Genomic DNA, 24,364 nt, shown 5'->3' on the forward strand with positions numbered 1-24,364 from the left:
TTATATTTGAAGAAAATCAATCGACATATGTTACCAAAAATAGACTTTACGACCACCCAAGCTTATAAATATTTAGCAGATCATTATATCGACATCAACGAAAAAAGCCTTAAGGAACTTTTTGCGGAAGATCCCCAGCGTTTTCATAAATTCTCCATACGGCTCGGAGATATCCTTTTTGATTATTCCAAGAACAGAATCGATGAGCAGACCATGGCACTGTTGATGCAATTGGCAAGAGAATGTCAATTGAAAGATGCTATCGAGGCGATGTTCAATGGAGAAAAAATCAACGAGACAGAAGGAAGGGAGGTGTTACATACGGCGCTGAGAAACCAATCCGATCGCCCGATTCTTGTCGATGGAAATGATGTGATGCCCCAGGTCCGCGAAGTATTGGCGAGGATGAAGGATTTTACAGACCGCGTGATATCAGGAGTATGGAAGGGCTTTACCGGACGGGATATAACGGATGTTGTAAACATAGGCATCGGAGGTTCAGATCTAGGTCCGGTCATGGTGACAGAGGCCTTAAGAGCTTACAAGACCCGATTGAACGTGCATTTTGTTTCCAATGTTGATGGATCCCATATTGCTGAAACTTTAAAGAACCTAAATCCCGAGACCACTTTGTTTTTGATTGCTTCAAAGACCTTTACCACCCAAGAAACCATGGCGAATGCCAATTCAGCAAAGGAATGGTTCCTTGAGACTGGAGCCGAGGATACGGAGGTGGCGAAACACTTTGCTGCCTTGAGCACGAATGAAAAGGGAGTGGCCGATTTTGGGATTGACACGGCGAACATGTTCGGATTCTGGGATTGGGTAGGGGGCCGATATTCCTTATGGTCCGCAATCGGGCTATCCATCTGCCTTTCCGTAGGGTATGACAATTTTGAATCCCTTCTTTTAGGTGCTTTCGAAGCTGATGAGCATTTTAGAAACACAGAATTTGAAGGCAATATTCCTGTAATCATGGCTTTGTTGGGTATCTGGTACAACAATTTCTATGATGCAGAAAGCCACGCCATCTTACCGTATGACCAATACCTGCACCGTTTTGCGGCTTATTTCCAACAGGGCGATATGGAAAGTAATGGCAAATATATCGATAGAAATGGTAATCGGGTGGACTATCAAACCGGACCTATTATTTGGGGAGAGCCGGGCACTAATGGTCAGCATGCCTTCTACCAATTGATCCACCAGGGAACAAAAATGATCCCCTGTGATTTTATTGCGGCCGCCATCTCCCACAATCCACTTGGCAACCACCAGGAGCTTTTACTATCCAATTTCTTTGCCCAAACAGAGGCATTGATGAATGGCAAAAGCGAAGAAGAGGTGGTCGGAGAATTAAAAAATGCTGGTAAATCGGTAGGTGAGATTGATGAATTGAAAAACTTCAAGGTTTTTGAAGGCAATAGACCTACCAATTCCATACTGATCAAGAAGCTAACACCAAAGACCCTTGGCACGCTGATCGCACTATATGAGCACAAGATTTTTGTCCAAGGGGTGATCTGGAATATTTTCAGTTTTGATCAATGGGGTGTGGAGCTTGGAAAACAATTGGCCAATAAAATCCTTCCAGAATTGAAAGGGAACGAAGAAATCAGTAGCCATGACTCTTCTACCAATGCCTTGATCAATCAATACAAAGCTTGGAGAATGGGGTAATACATTGAAAATAAGGTCGTTAGCTTAACAGATCGGATATGCTTTGCTTTAGCGAATTATTTTGGCGAAATTAGGGGTTTACCCAAATTCTAACCATTATGATTACAAAATTTATATTCCGCGTCAGGCGGGTTTCCACTGTTTTCCTTTTTACAGGATTGACCTTGACTGGCGCAGGATTCATCAACCCTGCATCCGCACAGCGTGGCCAGATGGCTCCGCAAAAATTAGACCCTATCGTTGAAAAAATCGTTCAGGAAGCCAAAGGGAATTCCCAATTGGAACAATTGGCTTTTGAGCTGTTGGATGTGGTAGGCCCGCGTTTGGTCGGAACTCCAGGAATGACCAAAGCCAATGAATGGGCATTGAAAACCTTCCAAAATTGGGGAATTGAAGCCAGGAACCAACAATTTGGCGAATGGCATGGTTGGGAAAGGGGGATCTCCCATATCGATATGACCCATCCTCGTGCAAAATCCTTGGCGGGAACCCAACTTGCCTGGAGCCCCACAACCAAAGGAAAAGCGGTCGAGGCAGAAGTTATTGCGTTACCGGACATTAAAGATTCCATTTCTTTCCGCCAATGGCTACCTCAGGTCAAAGGAAAATACGTCATGATATCCATGCCGCAACCTACCGGACGCCCAGATGCCAATTGGAAAGAATTTGGAACTCCAGAATCGATCGAGAAAATGCAGAAAAATCGCGATTCCTTGAACCGGGCCTGGAACGCCCGCATCAGGGCAACAGGCCTGCAAACCAATTCCATTCCTTCCGTTTTGGAAGAAGCGGGAGCAGTGGGCATCCTGACAAGCTACTGGTCCATGGAATTCGGAGCAAACAAGATATTCGGTGCAAGATCGCATAAAGTTCCTTCCCTTGACATCTCTTTAGAAGATTATGGGATGTTATACCGTTTGGCAGAAAAAGGCTATGCCCCAAAGATTAAGGTAGAAACCTCCTCAAAACATCTCGGAAATGTCCCTTCCTTCAACACCATAGCTGAAATAAAAGGATCTCAATTCCCAGATGAATACATCATTCTTTCCGCCCATTTAGACTCTTGGGAAGGTGGATCCGGCGCTACAGATAACGGCACAGGAACCATTGCCATGATGGAGGTTGCGCGTGTTTTGAAAAAAGTATTACCCAACCCGAAACGCAGCATCCTGATCGGTCTTTGGGGAAGCGAAGAACAAGGACTAAATGGATCGCGCTCCTTTGTATTGGATAATCCAGCCATTATCGAAAAGACACAAGCGGTATTCAACCTGGACAATGGAACAGGTCGGGTAGCCAACATCAATGGTTCTGGATTTGTACATGCCTATGATTTTATGGGCAGATGGTTAGCGGCTGTTCCACGTGAAGTGACCAAGGATATCAAAACAGACTTCCCAGGTTCTCCCGGTGGTGGAGGATCTGACCATGCCTCTTTTGTGGCTGCCGGAGTACCGGGATTTATGTTGAGCTCCCTATCATGGGGATATTTCAATAATACCTGGCATACCAACTTGGATACCTACGATAAATTGGTTTTTGATGATCTGATCTCCAATGTGATCTTAACGGCCGTGCTCACCTATAAAGCTTCCGAAGAACCAGAATTGGTAAACCGGGAAAAAAGGATTCTACCGAAAGGTCCTGATGGGAAACCAGCTGACTGGCCTGCCATCAGACAACCAAGAAGATCCGGGGTGGGGTATTAATAAGAAATACGAACTAAAAGGCATTTTTCCACATCATGCTTTCTACTGGCCTGATGGTTTTGCTATTATATTTGGCATTTCCTTTACTGTTGTAAAAAGTTTCGATTTCACCTTCCACAACAAAATAAATCAACTGCCCGATCGGCATGCCTGCATATACACGCACCGGTTGGGCTACTGAAATCTCTAAGGTCCAAGTATTGCAGAAACCTACATCCCCTTTTCCGGCTGTAGCATGGATATCAATCCCTAACCGACCTGTACTGGATTTCCCTTCCAAAAATGGGACATGGCCATGGGTCTCAGTATATTCCAGTGTAACGCCAAGGTATAAGGTTCCAGGCATCAGAACATAACCTTCTGCAGGGACCTCAAAATGGTCGATCTCATTGTGTTTCCTTGCATCCAACACCTCATCTTTGTACGTAGCAAGGTACTTACCTAAATGCACATCATAGGAATTGGTCCCTAAACACTTCCTATCAAATGGTTCGATGACAATACTTCCTTTGTCTATCTCCTCTAAAATCCTTTTATCCGATAAAATCATAAGTTTGAGCTAATACCCTGCCATTAAGCGGGATTCAAAAATACACATTCGCAACAGCATTGACAATAGGAGATGCTGTTCTAAGAATTTCCATGCCGTTTCCTTATCGTCAAACCCTCTTTTCGAACTGCAATCGAGCTTCAAGTATGGCCAAACCAATGTAAAAGCCCAAAATAGGCGCCCGGTAATAAAACACATACTTTTACATTACTTTCGTCCTATTCTCAGAATGAACCAAACTTATACACATGCATTCGAATAGATATTAAAAGGTTATCGACTAAAAATCAATAGGCCATCAGTCCTCGATCTAAATACTAAAACAGCTATATTTGCATATGGCCCTAGCATATCTCAAAGAACTCGACGAAAACAGTCGCATCGCCTTATGGAAAATTGAAGAATCAGAGGAAGAACTGGTGAGCTTTCTGCAGTTGGATGACCGCGAGAGAGCAAAACTCCGCAGTTTGGCGAAGGGAAAACGTAGTTTACATTGGTTGGCGACAAGGGTTTTGTTGAGATATTTGCTGCAGACACCGGATTACATCAATTGTCCTTCGGATGGTAATGGCAAACCCTATCTTCCCGATTTTCCTTATGAGATTTCCCTGACCCATTCCTATGATTATGCAGGGGTAATGCTGAGCCTGAAAGGGAGGTGTGGGATCGACCTGGAGATCGTTAAGGAAAAGGTTGTCCGTATCAAGAACAAATTCCTTAAGCCTGATGAATTGGGGTTCATTAAGCCAGCAGATGAAATTGACCAGCTGTATGCCTGTTGGTGTGCAAAAGAAGCCGTATATAAACTTCAGGGCAATAAAGGAGTCTCCTTTTTGGAAGACATGCGCATCCTACCATTCAATTACCACCCCCAAGGAACCATGAGACTTTGGCTTCAAAAAGATGGTGAGCAAACGCCATTCCGGGTATTCTATGAACGTTTTAATGAATACATGCTCGGGTACGTGACAGAGGAAGAATGAGATCTACCATCTAAATCTAAGGCGCCTCATTCAAGGTTTCCTGCAATTGATCCTTTTTCAAAGAGAGCCTTTTATTGCTTTTATAGATCCTAACGGCAATCAGAAAATACGCCAATAACAAAGGTCCATACACAAGCCCCATCAACCCAAACAGAGGAATACCGATAATTACCCCGACAACGGTAATAATGGGATGTATATCACCTACTTTTTTCGCAATTACCAAACGTAGCACATTATCGATATTGATCACCAGGCCGAATCCCCAGATCAGTAGGCCAATCCCTTGCCAGTTGTGGCCTTCTGTTAAAAGAATAACGGCTGCAGGCACAAAGATCAATGGCGGACCAAGCAAAGGAATGAAGGAAAGAATAGCACAGATTACCCCCCAGAATATGGGGTCTTTGGCACCAAAGATGTAAAAGCCTATGGCCAGGCACAAGCCCTGAACAATGGCAATGAAAGTTTGTCCAATAATATTCGAATAGGTGATGTTCTTCAGTTCCTCGCCAAATACTACGGCATTCTCATCATCAAAAGGCATGTAATGGACGATACTCCCCTCAAAGCCTTTATAATTGACAAAAAGGAAGTACAATAGAAAATACATGACAGTGACTTCAAGGAACACATTCGCGGCCCCACTAAGGGTAGAGGTCAGTAGTTTACCCGCATAGGCCGAACTGGCCTCCAGCTGCTTTTCGATAAGGTCAGGTTGTCCGAGTTTATCTCCTGCAAATTTATCTATTGCATCCATCGTTCGTTGTATCCATTGCGGATTTTGCTGCAGTTCGATCGCTTTATCGAACAACATTTTCCCTATACCTACGAATGGGAGGACGATGATGAAGATCGAGATAACAATGATCACCACAGAAGATAAGGGCTTTGGCCAGCCCCATTTCTCAATGAAAAAAATGTTGAGATTTCGGAAAAGGGTATACATTACCATTGTGCCCAGAAAAGCACCGAATATACCGGAAGTGGCATATAGGATTATCCCACCTAAAACAATAATGATAAGCAGAATAATGATATTCCGTTCCTTTTGTGAAAAAACATCATTTAAACTCATAAAATGACCTTAAAAATTAAATAATGGTAATAATTGAAAACTGTAAGAATAGATACAATTTATAAAGCCTTTTTGTTTGTTGCCGCTTACCTAATTTTTGATGGTTTATATAATTTTTAATCTTTCTTATTTAAAATCAGGCTTTCTTTTTTCCAAGAAGGCAGAAACCCCCTCCTTAAAATCATCCGAACCAAAGCACTGACCAAATGCATTGATCTCTGCCTTATAACCATCCTGCTCTGCATCAAACCCGGTATTGACCACTTCAATTGCGGTTGCAATGGCATTCCGCGATTTGGCATACATCTTATTCAACAAAGCAAACACTTCCTCCATTAAAACCTCCTGCTCCACCACCTTATTCACCAGACCCCACTTATACGCATCTGCGGCATCGATCATCTCCCCACTTAACATCATTTCCAAGGCTTTTGCCTTTCCAACCAATTGGGGCAACCTTTGGGTTCCCCCATAGCCAGGGATCAGTCCTAAAGAGACTTCGGGCAAGCCCATTTTAGCGTTCGATGAGGCAATACGGATATGACAAGCCATCGCCAACTCCAAACCACCACCTAAAGCAAAACCGTTGACGGCAGCAATGACCGGCTTTGGAAAATTCGCCAATCGATCCATCAATTCATGGCCAAAAGCCGAGAGCTCCATCGCCTCTGCCTTGGATTTTTCCAAGAATTCCTGAATATCTGCTCCCGCTACAAAAGCCTTAGGGCCAGTGCCTGTTAGCACCAAGCCCCTCACTTCATTGTTTTCAGCGAGTGATGCTACGGCATGCTTAAGCTCAGCGATGGTTTCTTTATTGAGTGCATTTAATTTCGACTCGCGGTTGATGCGGACCACTGCAGTCTGATCAACAATCTCCACGACAATATTTTGAAAATTCTCCATATTATTAATGAATAGTTTGTGAACAATTAAAATCTATATCAAGGATATGCTCCTTTTAGTTTTAAAAATTAATATTGATGGATACTCGAAAGCGGTCTCCTCTGGCCCGTGGAGCATCCTCATAGGTCAATCTTTTCACGTATTCCACCTTCAATACGTTCAGGATATTATCAATTCCGACAGTTCCTTCCCAATAAGGTGCGCGATCCAACACATAGGTCAATAATTGCCCATCGGCATCCCTGTCAAAATGTACTACCTCATCACTCAGGTATGGGTTGTTGCGATCGCTCAATTTACCGTAGAACATCTGAGCCCCCCATACCTCTCTTAGATTCAATTTCTTGATCAAAGGGATCTTATTGAACAGAAATCCCTGAAGTTCATGGTCAATACTGAATTTCACATATTGATCGGCAACAAATTCCATAGAATTCATCATATCGAAATCAATCTTATGACGGTCATCCTTCTGTCGGAGATTAGGGATTTCCAACAACGGATAAGGTAGAGTTCCCCAGATCTTCCCTCCGACCAAACGTACATCCGCAAACCCCAATTGGTTCAGGAAAAAACGCTTGGAAGCAGAAGCAACCAATTTCTCATATTTGTAATTACTGTTCCAGAAACCATCCAAGCTATGGGTATATTTCAAATTGAATACCGGATGTTTTTCTTTGATGGTGTTTCTGGTCAAATTTCTATAGTAGAATTTCTCATAGGGCGCCCAGCGCAGATCAACTTGGACTTCATTGGTCGAAATATTGGTCAACAATTGATTCGGATCTGCAGAACTTTCCAAGCGAAGATCACCAACGGTTTGCCTATCCATATGGGTAAAACCGGAAGTCACACTCACATGGTTTCCAAACTCGATGACATGTTGGAGCTGGTAGCCACGGGTATCAAACCATTTGGTAGGGCGGTTACTCCTTATCGAACGGAAGAAACTATCCCCTTTCAGATAGGATATCTGCATGCCTGGCTCCAGGATATCATTTTGAACCGATGCTTCCAGGTAATGGGCAGGAAAGTTCACGACCGATTTTCCATTCAGCGTAACAGCAGATTTCAGGAAATATTTGAACCGGGCATCATCCGATCCATAAGCCAGATAACCTTCAAAATAAGCCTTATCGGTCAACAGTTGCGTGGTTCGACCACCTAAACGAAAGCGGTTGCCTTCAATATTATTCCTGCTATATAGGTATTCCAAAGGACCTAATTCAAACATCCCCAAATTATAATAACCTTGGGCAATCAGATAACCCACAGCCAACATCGACTTAAAACTCTTCTTATTGTTTAAGGTCTCAATGTTCTCATAGGTTTTGTTCTCGTAAATATTCAGGGCGACGGGTCTTTCAGGGACCACTTCATCAGCAGTGGTTAAGACCTCCACTGGAGCACCCTGAAATACCCCCGTTGGAAATGCCGCATTCAGCTTATAGGAGTCATTAATACTGAAACGTTCTGCAAATAGGGTTTCTGATTTTCCGACACCAAGGGTAAAAAATGTTTTGGTCGTATCCGAAAGCATCACCCCACTGGCATCCTTCCGATAATGAAATTTGATCTCTGCCTCCTTGATCCAGTTCACATTGGCATTCCTGCTCAGCTTCAGATTAGCCTGCTTTACCGCATAGGATCCATCCATACTGATCTCCAAAGTCCCCGAAAACAGCAGGTCCTGCGTATTCCTTGGTTCAAAATCCAACTTGATGAAATACCCTTCCTTGTTGAAAATGGTATCTACCACATAATATTTATAAAAGAGCTTCCCATTGTCTGCAATCGGACTTAAGAACTGTTTATTCAAGAGATAAATGGATTCATCGTAGACATCTACCTGCTGGAACATATAGTTCATGAATTCCTGAATGTTGGGATTGTTGATATAGCGTTGGTCAAACTCCGTTTTCTTCTGGCTATATATCTGTTTCTTGAATTTTGATGGGTTCTTTTTCCCATACACATGGGCGTTGCTTTCCTCCTGGTACATCGCCAATAATTTCTTTCCAGGCTGACTGAGGGTATCGATGTTCTGAAAAAGAAACTTCAGGTCCAGGATACCTTTACGAATGGTCGGTTTAGGATCAACAAAGCCGAACTTCAGTTTATCATATTGTTGAAACTGCAGGCTATCCTTTCCGGTCAGACGGTTCTGATGTTTATGGCGGATCACCAAGTCGATCAGCTCAACCGCTTTATTGTTCCTGTTGCTGTATTTTCCCCGATGGGTAATGGTAATCGCCTCGATGGAATTTTCGTCTGGATCCAATTCGATGACCCAAGCGATGGAATCCGGGAGGGAATCCAAAACCGCAGGAGTCCGTAGGTTTTTATAGCCTAGGGCCCTAAACAGAAAATTATTGGAAGATTGAGGGCGTTTTAATCGGAAGATACCCAAACTATCGGTGGAAGTGGCTTCCCTACTGTTTAGGTTGGTTACCGTTGCACCCGCAATGGCCTTCCCTGTTTCCATATCTACCACTTTGCCCGTAATGAGGGATTGCGCCATCAAGTTGCCCCATGCAGTGCATAGAACGCCTAAAAAAACACAAAAAACCCAAAAGAATCGGACACTCCTCATAATAAAAACTGGAACTTTATAAAGATACAATTTGTTGTGAAAGTTCAAATTATTAAACGAAAAAAGCACAACTTTTATGTTGTGCTTTCCCAAAATATTCTGTTTAATTTAATTCTGAAGACTAAGTAGCTAGATCAGTGCGATTACTGCATTCGGATAGACACCTAAAATGATAGTTAAAATCACTGCAACGATAAACACCACTTTGAAATTAATTGGTAAACTTACCACAGGCTCTTCGGATGGTTTCATAAAATACATGTGCACCACCACGCGTAGGTAATAATAAACCCCTATCGCAGCATTGATTGCCGCCAATACCAATAAGACGGTATGGTAATCATTCATCACATTACTGAACATCATGAACTTACCGATAAAACCAGCGGTCAAAGGAATACCAGCTAAGGATAGCATACCCACGGTTACGGCAAATGCCAAACCTGGATTTGTTTTTCCCAATCCATTAAAGGATTCAAATTGGTCCGAACCCACATGTCTCTTCACCAGGATCAAAGCACCAAAAGCGATCACGGATGCCAAGCCATAAGCCATGGAATAGGTCAGGATACCAGAGGCAGAATTAGGTCCAATGGAAAGGATGGCAAACAACATATAACCCGCTTGGGAAATGCTGGAATAAGCCATCATACGCTTAAAGCTGGTCTGCATCAAGGCCGAGATATTACCAACGAAAAGGGTAATGATCACTACGGTCATCAACACAGGAGTCCAGAATTCGTTCAATGGAACCAATACGGTACTGAACAGACGTAAGAAACCTGCGAAAGAGGCAATCTTCACCACGGTACTCATAAAGCTGGTGATCAAGATCGGTGCCCCATCATACACATCTGGCGTCCAGAAGTGGAAAGGAGCCACACCTACTTTGAAACATAGACCTACCAACAACAACAGGATCCCCGCGTAGAACATCGGCGAAACAGAGGTTGGATTATCTAAGATATATTGTTTGATGGCCGCCAGGTCAAATGAACCTGTTGAACCATACAATAGGGCAATACCGAACAATAAGAAACCGGTGGAGAATGCACCCATCAAAAAGTACTTCAGGGAAGCTTCATTCGAAGCTTTGTCTTTTCTGCGGATACCCACCAATATGTATAAGGCTACGGACATGATCTCTAACCCAATGAACAGCATCGCAAAATTATGGTAGGAACATACCATCAAAGCACCGGTCAGGGAAAAGAGGATCAGGGTATAATATTCTGCAATATTATCAGAGATCGCTTTAAAGTACTCCTTGGAAAGGAATAGGATAAGAATGGTCAATGAAATACAGACAATGGAAAACGAAAGTGCAAAATGGTCAAATAAGACCATACCTTTGTACAATGGTTCTGCCGTTTGGTTCCAAGCATAGATCTCTAAGCCTAAAGCTGCAACCAATCCTAAAATGCTAACAGGCAACAATGCATTTTTGGCCTTGTACAAACCCAAATACAAAATAAGTATACCTAATAGAGAAAGTGTGATAATCGCACTCATAATATCTTGTTAATCCTGTTTTATTTAATTTGTTGTAATAATTGACTTACCGATGCTTCCGAAAGATGCAATAGGCAGTTCGGGAAAACACCGATAATAATAACCAAGGCACTGATGATGATCAGCAATAACGCTTCATATCCTCTTACATCCTGAATATCCAAAACATCCTTTTGAGCAGTTCCCAGCATGGCTTTTTGGAAAAAGCGCAACATATAGACAGCTCCAAAGATCAGGGTCGTACCTCCGATTACGGCATACCAAACGCCATGCTCGGCTGTAGAGAAGATCCCTTTCAACAATAAGAATTCACCGATGAAACCATTGGTCAATGGTAAGCCGATAGCTCCCATTAGGATGATCAGAAAGCAGATGGCTAAAATAGGCATCTTTGTCGCTAATCCTCCCAATTCCTTTAGATCCCTCGTGCCCAATCGCTGTTGGATCACATCGATGATAAAGAAAAGACCCACCACCGAAATACCGTGGTTGATCATCTGAAGAACCGCACCTTGCAAACCTTCTTGGCTGAAGGAGAAAATACCAGCAGAAATTAGACCTACGTGCGCAATGGATGAATAGGCGATCAAGCGTTTCGCATCATTCATCTTGAAAGCGATGATGGAACCATAGACTACTCCGATCAAACTCATGATCATGGCCACCATACCATAGCTCGCTACGGCATCAGGTACCAAAGGAAGTAACCAACGCAATAATCCAAAAAGACCCATTTTCAACATTATCCCTGATAACAGCATGGTTCCCGCTGCTGGTGCATGGGTGTAGGTATCAGGCTGCCAAGAATGGAATGGGAACAAAGGAATCTTAATGGCAAATGCCGCAAAGAATGCCCAGAATATCCAACGTTGAGATCCTTCTGTTAAGCTTAATTGCGTCAGGGTAGTCCATGAAAGATCTTTCGTTCCTGATTGTTGGTATAGATAGATGATGGCGATCAACATCAATAAACTTCCGAAGAAGGTATACACGAAAAACTTCATGTTGATGCGGATACGATCGCCCTCGCCCCATAAGGCACAGATAAAATAGATCGGTATTAAGGCAGCTTCCCATCCTATATAAAAGGAGAAAGCATCCAAAGAAATAAATACCAAGACCAAACCAGCCTGCATAAAGGAGATCAGGGCATAGAAATTTCCAGTTTTCTGATGTCCGAAACTCGCCAGGATGATCAACGGGATCAACCCATTGGTTAAGATCAACATCGGTAGGCTGATGCCATCCAATCCAACATGGAAGTTAATGCCCAAGTTGGAAATCCAGCTCCAGGATTGTGAAAACTGTACACTGGCATCTGGTACAAAATTGCAGATAAATGGTATGGTCAAGCCCAATTGTAGCAAGGCCAATACAAATGCTGCCCATTTTGCAGATGTTGATTTCATAAATGCCAAAATGATGGCACTTACGACAGGTAATAAAAGCAGTATAAAAAGGTTATCCATTGATTCCTAAAATTCTGTTCTAGATTGTAAATAATCCGTAAAGCATGAAGGCAATAACTCCAATCACCATCATGAAAATATAAAACCCTACATGTCCGCTCTGTAATTGGCGAACGCCTTTGCCCGAAGAAACGAATAAATCTCCGATGCCATTTACCAAACCATCAACGCCTGATTTCTCCACTATACGGTGGAAGAATTTCGAAAGGCCGTTCAATGGTTTTACAAATAACGCGGCGTACAATTCATCCACATACAGTTTGTTGTAGGATAGTTTGTATAGACCGGATTGTTCGGTTGCTCCATCAGCTTGAGGGATATCTTCTTTCTTCACGTATTTCTGATAAGCTACGAAAGCCATGATGATAGCTCCAATAGCCGAAGCCGCCATCAGGATATATTCGGTACTGTGCGACAGTTCAAATGGCGTAGCCACTGCATTGGTCTGCGCAAATACCGGACTTAAAAATTCTTTCAACCAATGTCCGCCTCCTAAAGCTTCTGGGATATTCAATGCTCCGCCTACAAACGATAAGATTGCCAAGATGATTAATGGAAGGGTCATCTGCCAAGGCGATTCATGTAAATGATGCTCCTGTTCCTTGGTACCACGGAATTTTCCGTAGAAAGTCAGGTACATCAAACGGAACATATAAAAGGCCGTACATAGTGCCCCTAAGAAACCTAAGACCCAGAAAACAGGGTTGGACACAAAGGCATAGGCCAAGATCTCATCCTTAGAGAAGAAACCGGAAAGCGGTGGAATACCGGCGATCGCCACTGTACCGATCATCATGGTGATGAAGGTAATCGGCAAGGCTTTCTTCAAACCGCCCATGGAGCGCATATCCTGTTCACTGCTCATGGCATGGATAACAGAACCGGCACCCAAGAATAACAGGGCTTTGAAAAAGGCATGGGTCAATACGTGGAAAAATGCGCCCGTAAAAGCACCCACTCCCAAACCTAAGAACATATAGCCCAACTGCGAAACCGTAGAATAGGCCAATACTTTTTTGATATCGTTTTGTGTGATCGCAATGAAAGCAGCGATCAATGCTGTAGCTACCCCGATAATCGCAATGACCTGCATGGTGATTGGTGAAAGGGTAAACATGATATTGGATCTGGCGATCATATAGATACCCGCTGTAACCATCGTCGCGGCGTGGATCAAGGCAGAAACCGGGGTCGGACCAGCCATCGCATCCGGTAACCAGGTAAACAATGGAATCTGAGCCGATTTACCTGTAGCTGCCACAAATAGCAATAAGGTAATCACCAGCAGCAAACTATCGCCCATCGGCAATAAAGCCGCCTTTGGCAATACTTCGCTGTATTCCAAGGAACCGAAATTCGCCAGGATAAAGAATATCGCGATCAGGAAACCCAGATCACCGATTCTGTTCATCACAAATGCTTTCTTAGCTGCTTTGGCATAGCTACTGTTCTTGAACCAGAAACCGATCAATAGGTAAGAACATAGTCCAACCCCTTCCCAGCCGATGAACATCACCAGGTAATTGGAGCCCAATACCAACAGCAACATGAAAAAGATAAATAGATTCAGGTAGGAAAAATACTTTCCAAAACCATCGTCATGCAACATATAGCAGGAAGAATAGAGGTGTATCAAAAACCCTACTCCTGTAATGATCAATAACATGATGGCACTTAATGGATCTACCAAAAAGCTCAGGTTCAAACTAAAGCTACCTACGGTAAACCAATTGAAGATCTCTTTCGAGAATACGCCACTCTCTCCTAATTGTCTTGCATCATATACCTCCTTAAAGATTCCACAGCTCAATAAAAAGGATCCCAGGATCACCCCACAACCAATAACGGCAATTACAGGTCTAGGAAGTTGATTTCTCAATAATCCCAAGACCACAAATCCCAAAAGTGGTATTAAAGGTATTGTCCAAATTAATTCAATCATATCTAATAGCAATCTAATATTCTAATACTACCACCTTAATTTACTAAGGGATTCTATATCCACCGATTTTGTGTTTCTGTACACCATAATGATGATGGCCAAACCAACCGCCACTTCCGCCGCGGCCAAAGCCATGATAAAGAATACAAACACTTGTCCACTTGGGTCTCCACTGTAGGCCGAAAAGGCCGCTAACAAAAGGTTCACGGAGTTCAGCATCAACTCAATAGACATCATGATGATGATCACATTTCTGCGGATCAGCACCCCAATAACCCCAATGACAAAAATAATACTGCAGAAAATCAAATAATGATTCATGGGAATCCCCTGCATATTTTGAAAAAGACTATCCATGTTTTACTCTTGGTTCTTTTTTAGCCAATAATACCGCTCCTACCATCGCTGTCAACAACAGGATAGAGGAAATCTCAAATGGAAGTAAGAAATCGCTGAACAATACCTTACCCAGGTTCTTCACCAAACCGATGTTCTCGTGCGCTTGCACCATCCCATTATCTGTTTCTATTACCTTGAATGCTCCTAGGAAGGTAGCCAATAGACACATCCCTGCAATAGCGCCCATGAACTTCACCAAATTGGATTTCATAGGTTCCGTATCCTTGTTCAGGTTCAAAAGCATCAGTACGAAAAGGAACAATACCATTATGGCTCCCATGTACACAATAAAATTGACCACAGCCAGGAACTGGGCATTCAATAAGATATAATGAACGGTAAAGGTGAAAAATGTAATTACTAAATATAGCACACTATGTACCGGATTCTTTGTGAAGATGGTCATCAACGCAAAGAAAATGGACAAAAAGGCTACAAAATAAAAAATAGTCATAGGTTAATTATTTGATGTTGATGAAGACAATTTGGTGATATCAAATTTTGGTTCCAACAATTTGTCCTTACCATAAATAAAATCCTTTCTTAAATAATCGGCTGTAACATGTTTTCCATCCAGATAAATGGCCTCTTTCGGACATGCCTCTTCACATAGACCACAGAAAATGCAGCGCAACATGTTTATTTCATATACCACGGCGTATTTCTCTTCTCGGTAAAGGTTCTCTTCTCCTTTTTGTCTTTCACCAGCGGTCATAGTAATGGCCTCGGCCGGACAGGACAAGGCACAAAGACCACAAGCGGTACAACGTTCTCTTCCTAATTCATCGCGTTTTAGGGAGTGCTGTCCCCTGAAGTTCTTTGAATAAGGACGGATCTCCTCCGGATACTTGATCGTAGGGATCTTCTTGAAGAAGTGTTTTATGGTGATGGATAAGCCTTTGGCGATCGCAGGAAGATAGATCCGCTCCCAAAAGCTCATCGGTTTTTGTTCTAATACTTTTTTTCTATTCGATAATGACTGCATAATACCCCCGCTAATTAAAATATGTATCCTTCACAATCGTGATGATCCCGGTCAATACGATGTTCGCAATGGCCAATGGGATCAACATCTTCCATCCTAGATTCATCAATTGATCATAACGAAATCTCGGAAGGGTCCAACGGATCCACATGAAGAAAAATATAAAACCAAATATCTTAAGGAAGAAAACCAGGGTACCGATAATGGTGATCCAGTTTTCCGAAAGACCTAAATCATACATGAATGGGAAGTTATAGCCTCCGAAATACAAAGCCGCCATCAGGGATGATGAAACGAACATATTGATGTACTCCGAGAACATGTACAATCCTAATTTCATGGACGAATATTCTGTATGGTAACCACCTACTAACTCGGTCTCACACTCCGGTAAGTCAAAAGGCACGCGGTTACATTCAGCGAATGCACAGGTCATGAAAATCAAGAATCCTAAAGGTTGTGCCCATATATTCCAATTGACAAAGCCTGATTGCTGTGCTACGATTTCTCCAATGGATAAAGTCTGGGTAACCATCAATAAAGCGATGATGGAAAGTCCCATCGCAATCTCATAACTGATACTCTGAGATGCTGCACGGATAGCTCCCATTAAAGAGAATTTATTGTTTGATGCCCATCCTCCTAACATTATACCATACACACCTAAGGCAATAACCCCAAAAATGTATAATACGCCGATGTTTACATCTGCTACCTGCAATAAGATTGAACGATCACCGATGGTTAGGGTCTGTCCCCACGGAATCACTGCCGAACTGATACAGGCCGTGATAATGGCCAGGGTAGGACCAAGAATAAACAGGGATTTATGTGCACCTGCAGGGATAATCTCTTCTTTAAAGAAGAATTTACCACCATCGCATAATGGTTGAAGTATCCCGAAGAGCCCTGCACGATCCGGACCATGACGATCCTGCATAAAACCGGCGATCTTACGCTCGGCCAAGGTAGAGTACATAGCGATCACCAACGTGATGACAAATACAATGACTACTAATATTAATTTTTCAATAATAAAGGCTGTATCCATTTCCCTTGCTTATTTCAATTTTTCTGATCTTGCTAACTGTTCCACATTCGCCTCCTTCAATTGCGGATCATTCTTGATCACCGCAGGTGGGTTGAATGCCTCATAATGATTGGAAGCGATTACCGATTGGTCGCTTACCTTGGTTGGTTCTTCCAATACCCAATCATCCGTATGCTTGCGCTCGAAACGACACTCATTACAGATAAACTCTTCGACCTCATCAAACTCATCCTTACGAGCCGTAACACGAATTACATCGGTACCTTTGTACCATAATGTTACCTTTCCGGAACATTTGCTGCAGTTACAATGCGCATTTACCGGTTTGGTGAACCATACTCGGTTCTTGAAACGGAAGGTTTTATCGGTCAATGCTCCAACAGGACATACATCGATCACATTACCTATGAAATCATGATCCAATGCCTGATGGATGAACGTAGAGATCTCGGCATGGTCTCCTCTGTTCAGGATTCCATGTTCTCTTTTCTCCGTCAATTGGTTGGCCACAAAAACACAACGATAACATAGAATACAACGATTCATATGCAGTTGGATCTTATCGCCTATATCAATGCGCTCAAATGTTCTTCTTTCAAATTCATAGCGCTGTTGCAATGCGCCATGTTCATACCCTAAATCCTGTAGCTTACATTCACCTGCTTGGTCACAAACCGGACAATCCAGAGGGTGGTTGATCAATAACATCTCCACCACGGCTTTTCTAGCTTCTACCACTTCTGGTGCCGTGATGTTCAGCACTTCCATGCCATCCATTACGGTAGTTCTACACGATGCGACCAATTTAGGCATAGGGCGCGGGTCCTTTTCTGATCCCTTGCTCACTTTCACTAAACAGGTACGGCACTTTCCTCCAGAGCCTTCCAACTTGGAGTAATAACACATCGCCGGAGGTACAATCTCTCCACCGATCTGTCTTGCCGCATTCAATATGGTTGTTCCAGGATCAACATCAATGGTGATCCCGTCTATTGTAACCTTAAATTTTTGTATTTCTTCTGCCATTATAATCCTTCTTAAATCAAGATCCTATTTATTCCGTTACGGGAACCAAAGGATCGGCATAATGCGCTAAACCATAATTACGTTGCTGTGCTTCTTGTGGATGCAGGATATGCCATTCAAATTCATCCCTGAAATGACGGATCGCTGCCGCTACAGGCCATGCTGCCGCATCTCCCAAAGGACAGATCGTATTCCCTTCAATCTTACGCTGGATTTCCCATAACAGATCCACATCTTCCATGCTTCCATGTCCATGCTCGATCTTGTATAGGATCTTCTCCATCCATCCAGTTCCTTCACGACATGGTGAACATTGTCCACAGCTTTCATGACGGTAGAAACGGGTATAGTTGTAGGTATTTCTCACGATACATTGATCCTCATCAAACGCAATGAAACCGCCCGATCCCATCGCCGTACCACTCACAAAACCTCCATCAGCCAATGACTCATAGGTCATCAACCTCGGATTTCCATTGATGGTATGTGTGATCAGGTTCGCAGGAAGGATTGGAACGGAAGAACCTCCGGCTACAACAGCCTTCAGGCGCTTACCATTGGCGATACCCCCACAGTATTCATCCGAATAGATGAACTCTTCTACCGGAAGACCCATTTCGATTTCATACACCCCTGGTTTAACCAAATTACCAGATGCGGAGATCAATTTTGTTCCAGTACTGCGTTCAATACCGATTTTTGCATATTCTTCACCACCATCATTCACGATTGGAACGGTAGCAGCAATTGATTCTACGTTATTTACTACAGTAGGGCAATTGTAAAGTCCGGCAACGGCTGGGAATGGCGGCTTGATCCTTGGATTTCCACGTTTCCCTTCCAATGATTCCAACAGCGCGGTCTCTTCACCACAGATATAGGCACCCCCTCCCGGTTGTACATAGATCTCCAAATCATAACCTGTACCCAGGATATTCTTTCCTAGGTAGCCAGCTGCCTTTGCTTCCTCAATCGCCTTTTCCATGATCCTGATCTGTGGCATCATCTCGCCACGGATATAGATATAGGAAGTATTTGCGCCCAATGCATAACTCGAAACGATCATTCCTTCGATCAATGCATGGGGAATATAGGTCATTAAATATCGGTCTTTGAATGTACCTGGTTCCGATTCATCACCATTACAAACCAAATAACGCGGCACACCTTCAGGTTTCGCCAAGAAACTCCATTTCATACCGGTAGGGAATCCTGCCCCACCACGACCACGAAGCCCTGATTTCTTTACCTCTTCCACCACATCTTCTGGAGACATGCTCTTCAAGGCCTTTTCAACGGCTCTATACCCTCCTTTTTCGCGGTAAACCGCTAGGGTATTGATTCCTGGCACATTGATATGTTCTAATAATAACTTGCGTCCCATGATACTAAGCCTCGTTTTTTGATTTATTGGTTAAATCGCTGATTAGTTGATCCACACTTTCAACCGTTAGGTTTTCATAGAAGGTATAGCTTGGACCGATCTGAAGCACAGGTCCAAAACCACATGCCGCCAAACATTCTACCCCTCTCCAGGCAAATAGCCCATCCGGGGTAACTTCGCCTTCTTTTACACCTAACTTCTGTTCCAGGTGGTCCATGATCTTTTCGGCCCCTACCAGACAACAAGGTCCGGTACGACAAACCTCTAAAAGATATTTTCCTGATGGTTGTAATAGAAACATGGTATAAAAAGTAGCCACCTCGAAAACCTCGATAGGCTGGATGTTCAAAAACAACGCTACTTTTTCCATCGCATCTACACTTAACCATCCGTATTCTGCTTGTACGATATGCAGGATTGGGAGAAGTGCCGATTTTTGTTTTCCTTCAGGATAACGACTTACGACCTCCGAAAACTGTTTCAATAGATCCGCTGAAAACTCAACGATCATATTTTCTTTTACACTAAGCATCTAATTCTCCTGCAATTACATTTAAACTACTCATGTTAATAATGGCATCCGAAATCAACATACCACTGCTCATCGGTGCAAACATCTGGTAGTTGATGAACGATGGTCTGCGGAAGTGCAGGCGATATGGCGTACGGCCTCCATCACTGATCAGATAGAATCCCAGTTCACCATTCGCACCTTCAACCGCTTGGTAGACCTCTTCCTTTGGAGCATCCCATTCACCCATCACAATTTTAAAGTGATAGATCAGGGCCTCCATATTGGTATAAACCTGCTCTTTTGGAGGCAGGTAGAAAGCAGGTACATCCGCATGGAATACCCCTTTCGGTTCTTTCTCAATTTTTTCCAAGGCTTGCTCGATGATACGCATCGACTGCCACATTTCTTCGTTTCTAACCATGAACCGGTCATAAACATCCCCATTGGTACCTACCGGAATATCAAAATCGAATTCTTCATAGGAACAGTATGGCGAATGCGCACGAACATCGTAATCCACTCCTGTAGCACGAAGGATTGGTCCCGACCAGCTGTAATCCAAGGCCTGCTCCGGAGTAACCGCGGCTACATTGGACGTACGCTCGATAAAGATCCTATTTCTGTCAAACAGTTCTTGGAACTCCTTCAAAACCGGCGGGAAACGAACTAAAAATTCCCTGATTTTTTCAAAGGCAACATCGTTGAAATCACGCTCAAAACCACCGATACGACCAATATTGGTCGTTAAACGAGCACCACAGATCTCTTCGTAGATCTCGTAGATGAACTCACGTTCCTGCATCACGTACAAGAAGCCTGAGAAGGCTCCAGTATCCACACCAAGGATACCGTTACAGATAATATGGTCGGCAATACGCGCCAATTCCATCACGATCACACGCATGTACTGCACACGTTTTGGAATCTCAATATCCAACAATTTTTCCACGGTCATGTGCCAACCCATATTATTGATCGGTGAGGAACAATAATTCAAACGGTCGGTCAATGGCGTGATTTGGTAATATGGTCTATGTTCTGCTATTTTTTCAAATGCGCGGTGGATGTATCCAATGGTGGAAACACCGCCCACAATACGCTCCCCATCAATCTGAACCACATTCTGGAATACACCATGGGTGGCAGGGTGGGTAGGACCAATATTCAGGGTGATCAGATCCTCTTGCGGATCGTTGTCCTCAAATACCGGTGCGTTGGATGATATACGGGTAATAGGTTTGCTCATTTTCTTGCTCCCTTAACGGCCAAAATAAAAATCCTTTTTATCAACTCGGTTCGGATCCTCCAATGGATATTCCTTGCGCATCGGAAATACGCCAAGGTCGTCCATGTTCAGGATTCTGCGCAGATCAGGATGCCCTTCAAACTGTATCCCGAAGAAATCGTAGGTCTCCCGTTCCATCCAGTTGGCTCCGTTCCAAAGGAAGGAGGCTGTAGGAATGCGAGGGTCTGATGCGGTGATAAATACCTTGATACGGATCCTGACGTTATGGATCAGACTATGCACATGGTATACCACTGCATATTCCTTTTCCAATTCAGGATAATGGACCGCCGTGATATCCGTCAGGTAAATAAACTGCATAAATTCATCTTCCTTGATCAGCATCAGGAGATCAATAATGGTCTCTCGATCTGTTTCAAGGGTCAACAAACCTTTAGGTTCGCTGAAGTTGTACACTTTGTCGCCAAAAGTGGCCTGTAACTTTGATATAACGAGTTGATTGGTCAACTTATCCATTTTCTGTTGCAATTCCGTATTTTTCTAATAATGCTTTGTACTCCGGGGTATTTCTACGGTTGAGGGATTCGTTCTTCACGATATCCTGCAGTCTCAACACGCCATCCAGGATAGCTTCTGGGCGTGGTGGACAACCAGGAACATAAACGTCCACCGGAATGATCTCATCGATCCCCTGTAATACCGAATAGGTATCGAAAATACCTCCGCTGGAAGCGCAGGCACCAACAGCAATTACCCAACGTGGCTCTGCCATCTGGGTATACACCTGCTTCAATACCGGAGCCATCTTTTTGGCAATGGTCCCCATCACCAATAACATATCTGCCTGGCGTGGTGAAAAACTCGGACGCTCCGCACCAAAACGTGCCAGGTCATAAGTCGATCCCATAGTTGCCATAAATTCAATCCCACAACAGGATGTTGCAAACGGTAAAGGCCATAAGGAATTGGCACGCGCCAATCCGATCGCCTTATCCAAAGTCGTTGCAAAAAATCCCGCCCCTTCTACACCTGGAGGCTTATCCGCTAAGGTAATATTGCTCATTTTATTCGTCTCCCTTAAATGGAAAAGATTAACCTGCTCAGGTTAATCCCAATCCAATGCTTTCTTTTTAATAATGTAAATAAAGCCTAACAACAAGAGTCCCATAAATACGAACATCTCGATTAGACCCTGCCACCCAAATTCACGGAAATTAACGGCCCAAGGATACATGAAGATAACCTCGATATCGAAAATCACGAAAAGGATCGCAACTAGAAAATACTTGATAGAGAATGGCTGTCTGGCATTTCCGACCACTTCCACTCCCGACTCAAAAGCGCCTAATTTATTCTCCGTCCGTACCTTCGGACCAATTAAATGGGTGCCGATAATAGTCGTCACACCAAACCCAACAGCAACAGCTAATTGTATCAAAATTGGAATATAGTCTACAGGTGCGCTTTGGCTAGCTAATTCATTCATATCTATAGTTTACCCCTATTTAGTAGAATAACAAAAATAGCAAATTAAGTCAACAAAAAAAGGGACCGTTATCTGTAACGGCCCCCTTTTTTGTTATTTTGAATCATTATAAATTACAGACTCTCTAGCATTTGTTTTGCAAATGCATCTTCTGGTCTTAACGCAATTGTTTGATTGAAATGCTCTTTCGCTTTTGCATTATCACCTTTGATATATGCGTAATATCCTAGGTAGGTATGCGCATCAGCTGCATATACGTTGTTGTTAGGATCTTCTTTGGTAGAAGCTTTGATCGCATCCAATAATTTCGTGAATGAATCTACGAAAATACCTTTAGCTGCTTCAGGATTACCTAACATGTTATCCAATGCCATTTCCGACAAACCTTTGTAGTACAAAGATGGGATCAGGTACATGTCTTTAGCACGTTGCTCTGTAGCTTGCGCTGCAATTCCTAATGCTCTTACTGCTTCTTCCAAATGAGGTTTTGCCTCGTTGTATTTTGCAGCCGCTTGCTCAGGAGTCAATTCAACACCTTCTGGAGCCGCTACTAATTTCGAACCAACACCATAAGCTGCTTGTCCTAAATAGTAGTTAGCATCTGCATAGAATGCTGATTTTGGATTAGCCGCAGGGATTTTGAATAATTCCTTCGCTGCTTCGATCTCACCTTCTTGGTATTTCAAGAAAGCAGTTTCTGCGATCTCTGCATCAAAGTCATCATCTTCTCCTTCTTTCGAAATGGCTGTATTCAGATACTCCAATCCCTTTGCTTTGTCTCCAGCTAATACCGCTGACATACCAGCGATCAAAAAGTCACGTCCGATCAAACGGCTAGTGTCTACCTTTGACATCAACTGCGTCATGTTCTCATTCGCTTTTGCGTAATCTTTGTCCTGTGTGAAAGCCAAGTAACCCAAATAACGGAATACTTTAGGATCTACATCAGGGATAACAGCCAACTCTTGAGAAACGGTTTTCAACTCATCGTAGTTACCCGAGAATACCAAGAAATCCGCATAACGAAGTTTAGCATCTACGGAGTTATCTCCTGTTAAGGTCAAATACTTTTTATAAGCTTCCAACGCTTTTAAGTTGATCTCACGGTATTGCTCATCTGGTGCTTTACGAGATGATTGGTAATACGTTTCTGCAATCTCACGGTAGATCGGACCATAGTCAGGATGTTCTGTTGTTAACAAATTCAAATCTTCCAAAACTTGATCATAAGCCTGCGCTCTTCTACTGATGATCGCTTGACCGATCTTTGGTGCCAATAACTTATCATTGATCGCCAAAGCGTCACGGTAAGCTACATATGCAGGGCTGTTTTCACGAAGACCAGCATAAGCGTCACCTAATGCTACGGAGATCAATGGATCTTTAGCATTCATTTCTTTCGCTCTGGTTAAGTATTCAATCGCTTTTTTATAGTCTGGTTTTGGCGCATCGATATACGCTCTACCGATATAATAAAGATTTAAATACTCTTTTTTACCAATGTTGTTGCTAGCTTCTGCAAATTTCTGCTCAGCAGCGGCAACATTACCTTTTTCCAAATCAACGGTACCCAAACCAACATTGTTCAACTTCTCTTTCGGATCAGCTGTTAGACCTTGTTGGAAAACGACAGCTGCAGAGTCTACCTTCTCGTTGATCAGGTGGATTTGTCCTAAATAAAAATAGTTTTCTCCATCTTTTGCTTTTTTGGTTACCAATTGCTGTAACATGGTCTTTGCTTTACCATATTGTTCAACTTCCATGGCAGCCTTAGCATCCTTTAAACTTTGTGCACTTGCAGTTCCTACTGCTCCCGCTAACAAAAGACTTAAAAATAATTTGCTGTTTGTCATAATC

22 protein-coding genes are annotated in these 24,364 nt (G+C 43.0%); 3 read left to right on the plus strand and 19 right to left on the minus strand.

What is annotated here, in order from left to right; all coding sequences use genetic code 11:
• Positions 1 to 27 precede the first annotated feature (27 nt).
• Positions 28 to 1,680 carry a glucose-6-phosphate isomerase gene (gene pgi / locus E3D81_RS16200; RefSeq protein ID WP_134778233.1) on the plus strand — a complete coding sequence of 551 codons (1,653 nt, stop codon included), beginning with the start codon at positions 28 to 30 and terminating at the stop codon, positions 1,678 to 1,680.
• A 98-nt stretch (positions 1,681 to 1,778) separates the two neighbouring features.
• Entirely contained in the window at positions 1,779 to 3,389 is a 1,611-nt protein-coding gene (locus tag E3D81_RS16205) for a M20/M25/M40 family metallo-hydrolase (protein WP_209023081.1), read from the plus strand.
• Positions 3,390 to 3,402: 13 nt separating this feature from the next.
• On the opposite strand, the gene dcd is transcribed toward E3D81_RS16205, so the two are convergent.
• Positions 3,403 to 3,939, minus strand: coding sequence for a dCTP deaminase (gene dcd, locus E3D81_RS16210; protein WP_134778234.1), 537 nt, complete (start codon positions 3,937 to 3,939; stop codon positions 3,403 to 3,405).
• 338 nt (positions 3,940 to 4,277) lie between these two features.
• Between dcd and E3D81_RS16215 the strand changes: the two genes are divergently transcribed.
• A complete protein-coding gene (locus E3D81_RS16215; RefSeq protein WP_134778235.1) occupies positions 4,278 to 4,922 on the plus strand; it encodes a 4'-phosphopantetheinyl transferase family protein in 645 nt (214 codons plus the stop codon).
• 16 nt (positions 4,923 to 4,938) lie between these two features.
• Here E3D81_RS16215 and E3D81_RS16220 read toward each other — a convergent pair whose 3' ends face one another.
• From E3D81_RS16220 to E3D81_RS16305, 18 genes are all read right to left on the minus strand, one after another.
• Complete coding sequence (locus E3D81_RS16220; RefSeq protein ID WP_134778236.1) at positions 4,939 to 5,997, minus strand: AI-2E family transporter; 1,059 nt, start codon at positions 5,995 to 5,997, stop codon at positions 4,939 to 4,941.
• A 126-nt stretch (positions 5,998 to 6,123) separates the two neighbouring features.
• Complete coding sequence (locus E3D81_RS16225; protein ID WP_134778237.1) at positions 6,124 to 6,900, minus strand: enoyl-CoA hydratase/isomerase family protein; 777 nt, start codon at positions 6,898 to 6,900, stop codon at positions 6,124 to 6,126.
• Between the two features lie 61 nt (positions 6,901 to 6,961).
• Positions 6,962 to 9,421, minus strand: a complete 2,460-nt coding sequence (locus tag E3D81_RS16230; RefSeq protein WP_167554355.1) for a DUF5686 family protein — start codon at positions 9,419 to 9,421, stop codon at positions 6,962 to 6,964.
• 201 nt (positions 9,422 to 9,622) lie between these two features.
• The gene (locus E3D81_RS16235) at positions 9,623 to 11,005 is read right to left on the minus strand and encodes an NADH-quinone oxidoreductase subunit N (protein ID WP_134778239.1); all 1,383 of its coding nucleotides are present in this window, start codon (positions 11,003 to 11,005) and stop codon (positions 9,623 to 9,625) included.
• A 20-nt stretch (positions 11,006 to 11,025) separates the two neighbouring features.
• Positions 11,026 to 12,474 (minus strand): NuoM family protein, encoded by a 1,449-nt coding sequence (locus E3D81_RS16240; RefSeq protein WP_134778240.1) that lies wholly within the window; start codon positions 12,472 to 12,474, stop codon positions 11,026 to 11,028.
• A 19-nt stretch (positions 12,475 to 12,493) separates the two neighbouring features.
• The gene (gene nuoL / locus E3D81_RS16245) at positions 12,494 to 14,416 is read right to left on the minus strand and encodes an NADH-quinone oxidoreductase subunit L (protein ID WP_134778241.1); all 1,923 of its coding nucleotides are present in this window, start codon (positions 14,414 to 14,416) and stop codon (positions 12,494 to 12,496) included.
• A gap of 27 nt (positions 14,417 to 14,443) precedes the next feature.
• A complete protein-coding gene (gene nuoK / locus E3D81_RS16250) occupies positions 14,444 to 14,773 on the minus strand; it encodes an NADH-quinone oxidoreductase subunit NuoK (RefSeq protein WP_099364985.1) in 330 nt (109 codons plus the stop codon).
• Positions 14,766 to 15,269, minus strand: coding sequence for an NADH-quinone oxidoreductase subunit J (locus E3D81_RS16255; RefSeq protein WP_099364986.1), 504 nt, complete (start codon positions 15,267 to 15,269; stop codon positions 14,766 to 14,768). The genes nuoK and E3D81_RS16255 overlap by 8 nt, the downstream gene beginning before the upstream one ends.
• Before the next feature lie 3 nt (positions 15,270 to 15,272).
• Positions 15,273 to 15,800, minus strand: a complete 528-nt coding sequence (locus tag E3D81_RS16260) for a NuoI/complex I 23 kDa subunit family protein (protein ID WP_099364987.1) — start codon at positions 15,798 to 15,800, stop codon at positions 15,273 to 15,275.
• Between the two features lie 10 nt (positions 15,801 to 15,810).
• A complete protein-coding gene (gene nuoH / locus E3D81_RS16265; protein ID WP_134778242.1) occupies positions 15,811 to 16,851 on the minus strand; it encodes an NADH-quinone oxidoreductase subunit NuoH in 1,041 nt (346 codons plus the stop codon).
• 9 nt (positions 16,852 to 16,860) lie between these two features.
• Positions 16,861 to 17,877 (minus strand): 2Fe-2S iron-sulfur cluster-binding protein, encoded by a 1,017-nt coding sequence (locus tag E3D81_RS16270; RefSeq protein WP_134778243.1) that lies wholly within the window; start codon positions 17,875 to 17,877, stop codon positions 16,861 to 16,863.
• A gap of 28 nt (positions 17,878 to 17,905) precedes the next feature.
• Positions 17,906 to 19,261 (minus strand): NADH-quinone oxidoreductase subunit NuoF, encoded by a 1,356-nt coding sequence (nuoF, locus tag E3D81_RS16275; RefSeq protein WP_099364990.1) that lies wholly within the window; start codon positions 19,259 to 19,261, stop codon positions 17,906 to 17,908.
• A 4-nt stretch (positions 19,262 to 19,265) separates the two neighbouring features.
• The gene (nuoE, locus tag E3D81_RS16280; RefSeq protein WP_099364991.1) at positions 19,266 to 19,793 is read right to left on the minus strand and encodes a complex I 24 kDa subunit family protein; all 528 of its coding nucleotides are present in this window, start codon (positions 19,791 to 19,793) and stop codon (positions 19,266 to 19,268) included.
• Positions 19,786 to 21,021 (minus strand): NADH-quinone oxidoreductase subunit D, encoded by a 1,236-nt coding sequence (locus tag E3D81_RS16285; protein WP_209023082.1) that lies wholly within the window; start codon positions 21,019 to 21,021, stop codon positions 19,786 to 19,788. The genes nuoE and E3D81_RS16285 overlap by 8 nt, the downstream gene beginning before the upstream one ends.
• Before the next feature lie 12 nt (positions 21,022 to 21,033).
• On the minus strand, positions 21,034 to 21,537 hold the full coding sequence (locus tag E3D81_RS16290; RefSeq protein WP_134778470.1) for an NADH-quinone oxidoreductase subunit C: 504 nt from the start codon (positions 21,535 to 21,537) through the stop codon (positions 21,034 to 21,036).
• Positions 21,530 to 22,084 (minus strand): NADH-quinone oxidoreductase subunit B, encoded by a 555-nt coding sequence (locus E3D81_RS16295; RefSeq protein ID WP_134778244.1) that lies wholly within the window; start codon positions 22,082 to 22,084, stop codon positions 21,530 to 21,532. Before E3D81_RS16295 ends, E3D81_RS16290 begins: the two co-directional genes overlap by 8 nt.
• A 42-nt stretch (positions 22,085 to 22,126) precedes the next feature.
• Complete coding sequence (locus E3D81_RS16300; protein ID WP_099364994.1) at positions 22,127 to 22,507, minus strand: NADH-quinone oxidoreductase subunit A; 381 nt, start codon at positions 22,505 to 22,507, stop codon at positions 22,127 to 22,129.
• A 113-nt stretch (positions 22,508 to 22,620) separates the two neighbouring features.
• A complete protein-coding gene (locus tag E3D81_RS16305; RefSeq protein ID WP_099364995.1) occupies positions 22,621 to 24,360 on the minus strand; it encodes a tetratricopeptide repeat protein in 1,740 nt (579 codons plus the stop codon).
• Positions 24,361 to 24,364 lie beyond the last annotated feature (4 nt).

Source organism: Sphingobacterium sp. CZ-2 (assembly GCF_004526235.1).
Lineage (GTDB): Bacteria > Bacteroidota > Bacteroidia > Sphingobacteriales > Sphingobacteriaceae > Sphingobacterium > Sphingobacterium tenebrionis.

Coding starts and splice junctions, on each gene's coding strand:
- nuoF (WP_099364990.1), bottom strand. CDS start 19,261: ATGGGACGCAAGTTATTATTAGAACATATCAATGTGCCAGGAATCAAT.
- E3D81_RS16295 (WP_134778244.1), bottom strand. CDS start 22,084: ATGAGCAATATTACCTTAGCGGATAAGCCTCCAGGTGTAGAAGGGGCG.
- E3D81_RS16230 (WP_167554355.1), bottom strand. CDS start 9,421: ATGGCGCAATCCCTCATTACGGGCAAAGTGGTAGATATGGAAACAGGG.
- E3D81_RS16260 (WP_099364987.1), bottom strand. CDS start 15,800: ATGCAGTCATTATCGAATAGAAAAAAAGTATTAGAACAAAAACCGATG.
- E3D81_RS16305 (WP_099364995.1), bottom strand. CDS start 24,360: ATGACAAACAGCAAATTATTTTTAAGTCTTTTGTTAGCGGGAGCAGTA.
- E3D81_RS16220 (WP_134778236.1), bottom strand. CDS start 5,997: ATGAGTTTAAATGATGTTTTTTCACAAAAGGAACGGAATATCATTATT.
- pgi (WP_134778233.1), top strand. CDS start 28: ATGTTACCAAAAATAGACTTTACGACCACCCAAGCTTATAAATATTTA.
- E3D81_RS16290 (WP_134778470.1), bottom strand. CDS start 21,537: ATGGATAAGTTGACCAATCAACTCGTTATATCAAAGTTACAGGCCACT.
- E3D81_RS16300 (WP_099364994.1), bottom strand. CDS start 22,507: ATGAATGAATTAGCTAGCCAAAGCGCACCTGTAGACTATATTCCAATT.
- E3D81_RS16205 (WP_209023081.1), top strand. CDS start 1,779: ATGATTACAAAATTTATATTCCGCGTCAGGCGGGTTTCCACTGTTTTC.
- nuoH (WP_134778242.1), bottom strand. CDS start 16,851: ATGGATACAGCCTTTATTATTGAAAAATTAATATTAGTAGTCATTGTA.
- nuoL (WP_134778241.1), bottom strand. CDS start 14,416: ATGATTGAATTAATTTGGACAATACCTTTAATACCACTTTTGGGATTT.
- nuoE (WP_099364991.1), bottom strand. CDS start 19,793: ATGCTTAGTGTAAAAGAAAATATGATCGTTGAGTTTTCAGCGGATCTA.
- E3D81_RS16255 (WP_099364986.1), bottom strand. CDS start 15,269: ATGACTATTTTTTATTTTGTAGCCTTTTTGTCCATTTTCTTTGCGTTG.
- E3D81_RS16270 (WP_134778243.1), bottom strand. CDS start 17,877: ATGGCAGAAGAAATACAAAAATTTAAGGTTACAATAGACGGGATCACC.
- E3D81_RS16285 (WP_209023082.1), bottom strand. CDS start 21,021: ATGAGCAAACCTATTACCCGTATATCATCCAACGCACCGGTATTTGAG.
- E3D81_RS16240 (WP_134778240.1), bottom strand. CDS start 12,474: ATGGATAACCTTTTTATACTGCTTTTATTACCTGTCGTAAGTGCCATC.
- dcd (WP_134778234.1), bottom strand. CDS start 3,939: ATGATTTTATCGGATAAAAGGATTTTAGAGGAGATAGACAAAGGAAGT.
- nuoK (WP_099364985.1), bottom strand. CDS start 14,773: ATGGATAGTCTTTTTCAAAATATGCAGGGGATTCCCATGAATCATTAT.
- E3D81_RS16235 (WP_134778239.1), bottom strand. CDS start 11,005: ATGAGTGCGATTATCACACTTTCTCTATTAGGTATACTTATTTTGTAT.
- E3D81_RS16215 (WP_134778235.1), top strand. CDS start 4,278: ATGGCCCTAGCATATCTCAAAGAACTCGACGAAAACAGTCGCATCGCC.
- E3D81_RS16225 (WP_134778237.1), bottom strand. CDS start 6,900: ATGGAGAATTTTCAAAATATTGTCGTGGAGATTGTTGATCAGACTGCA.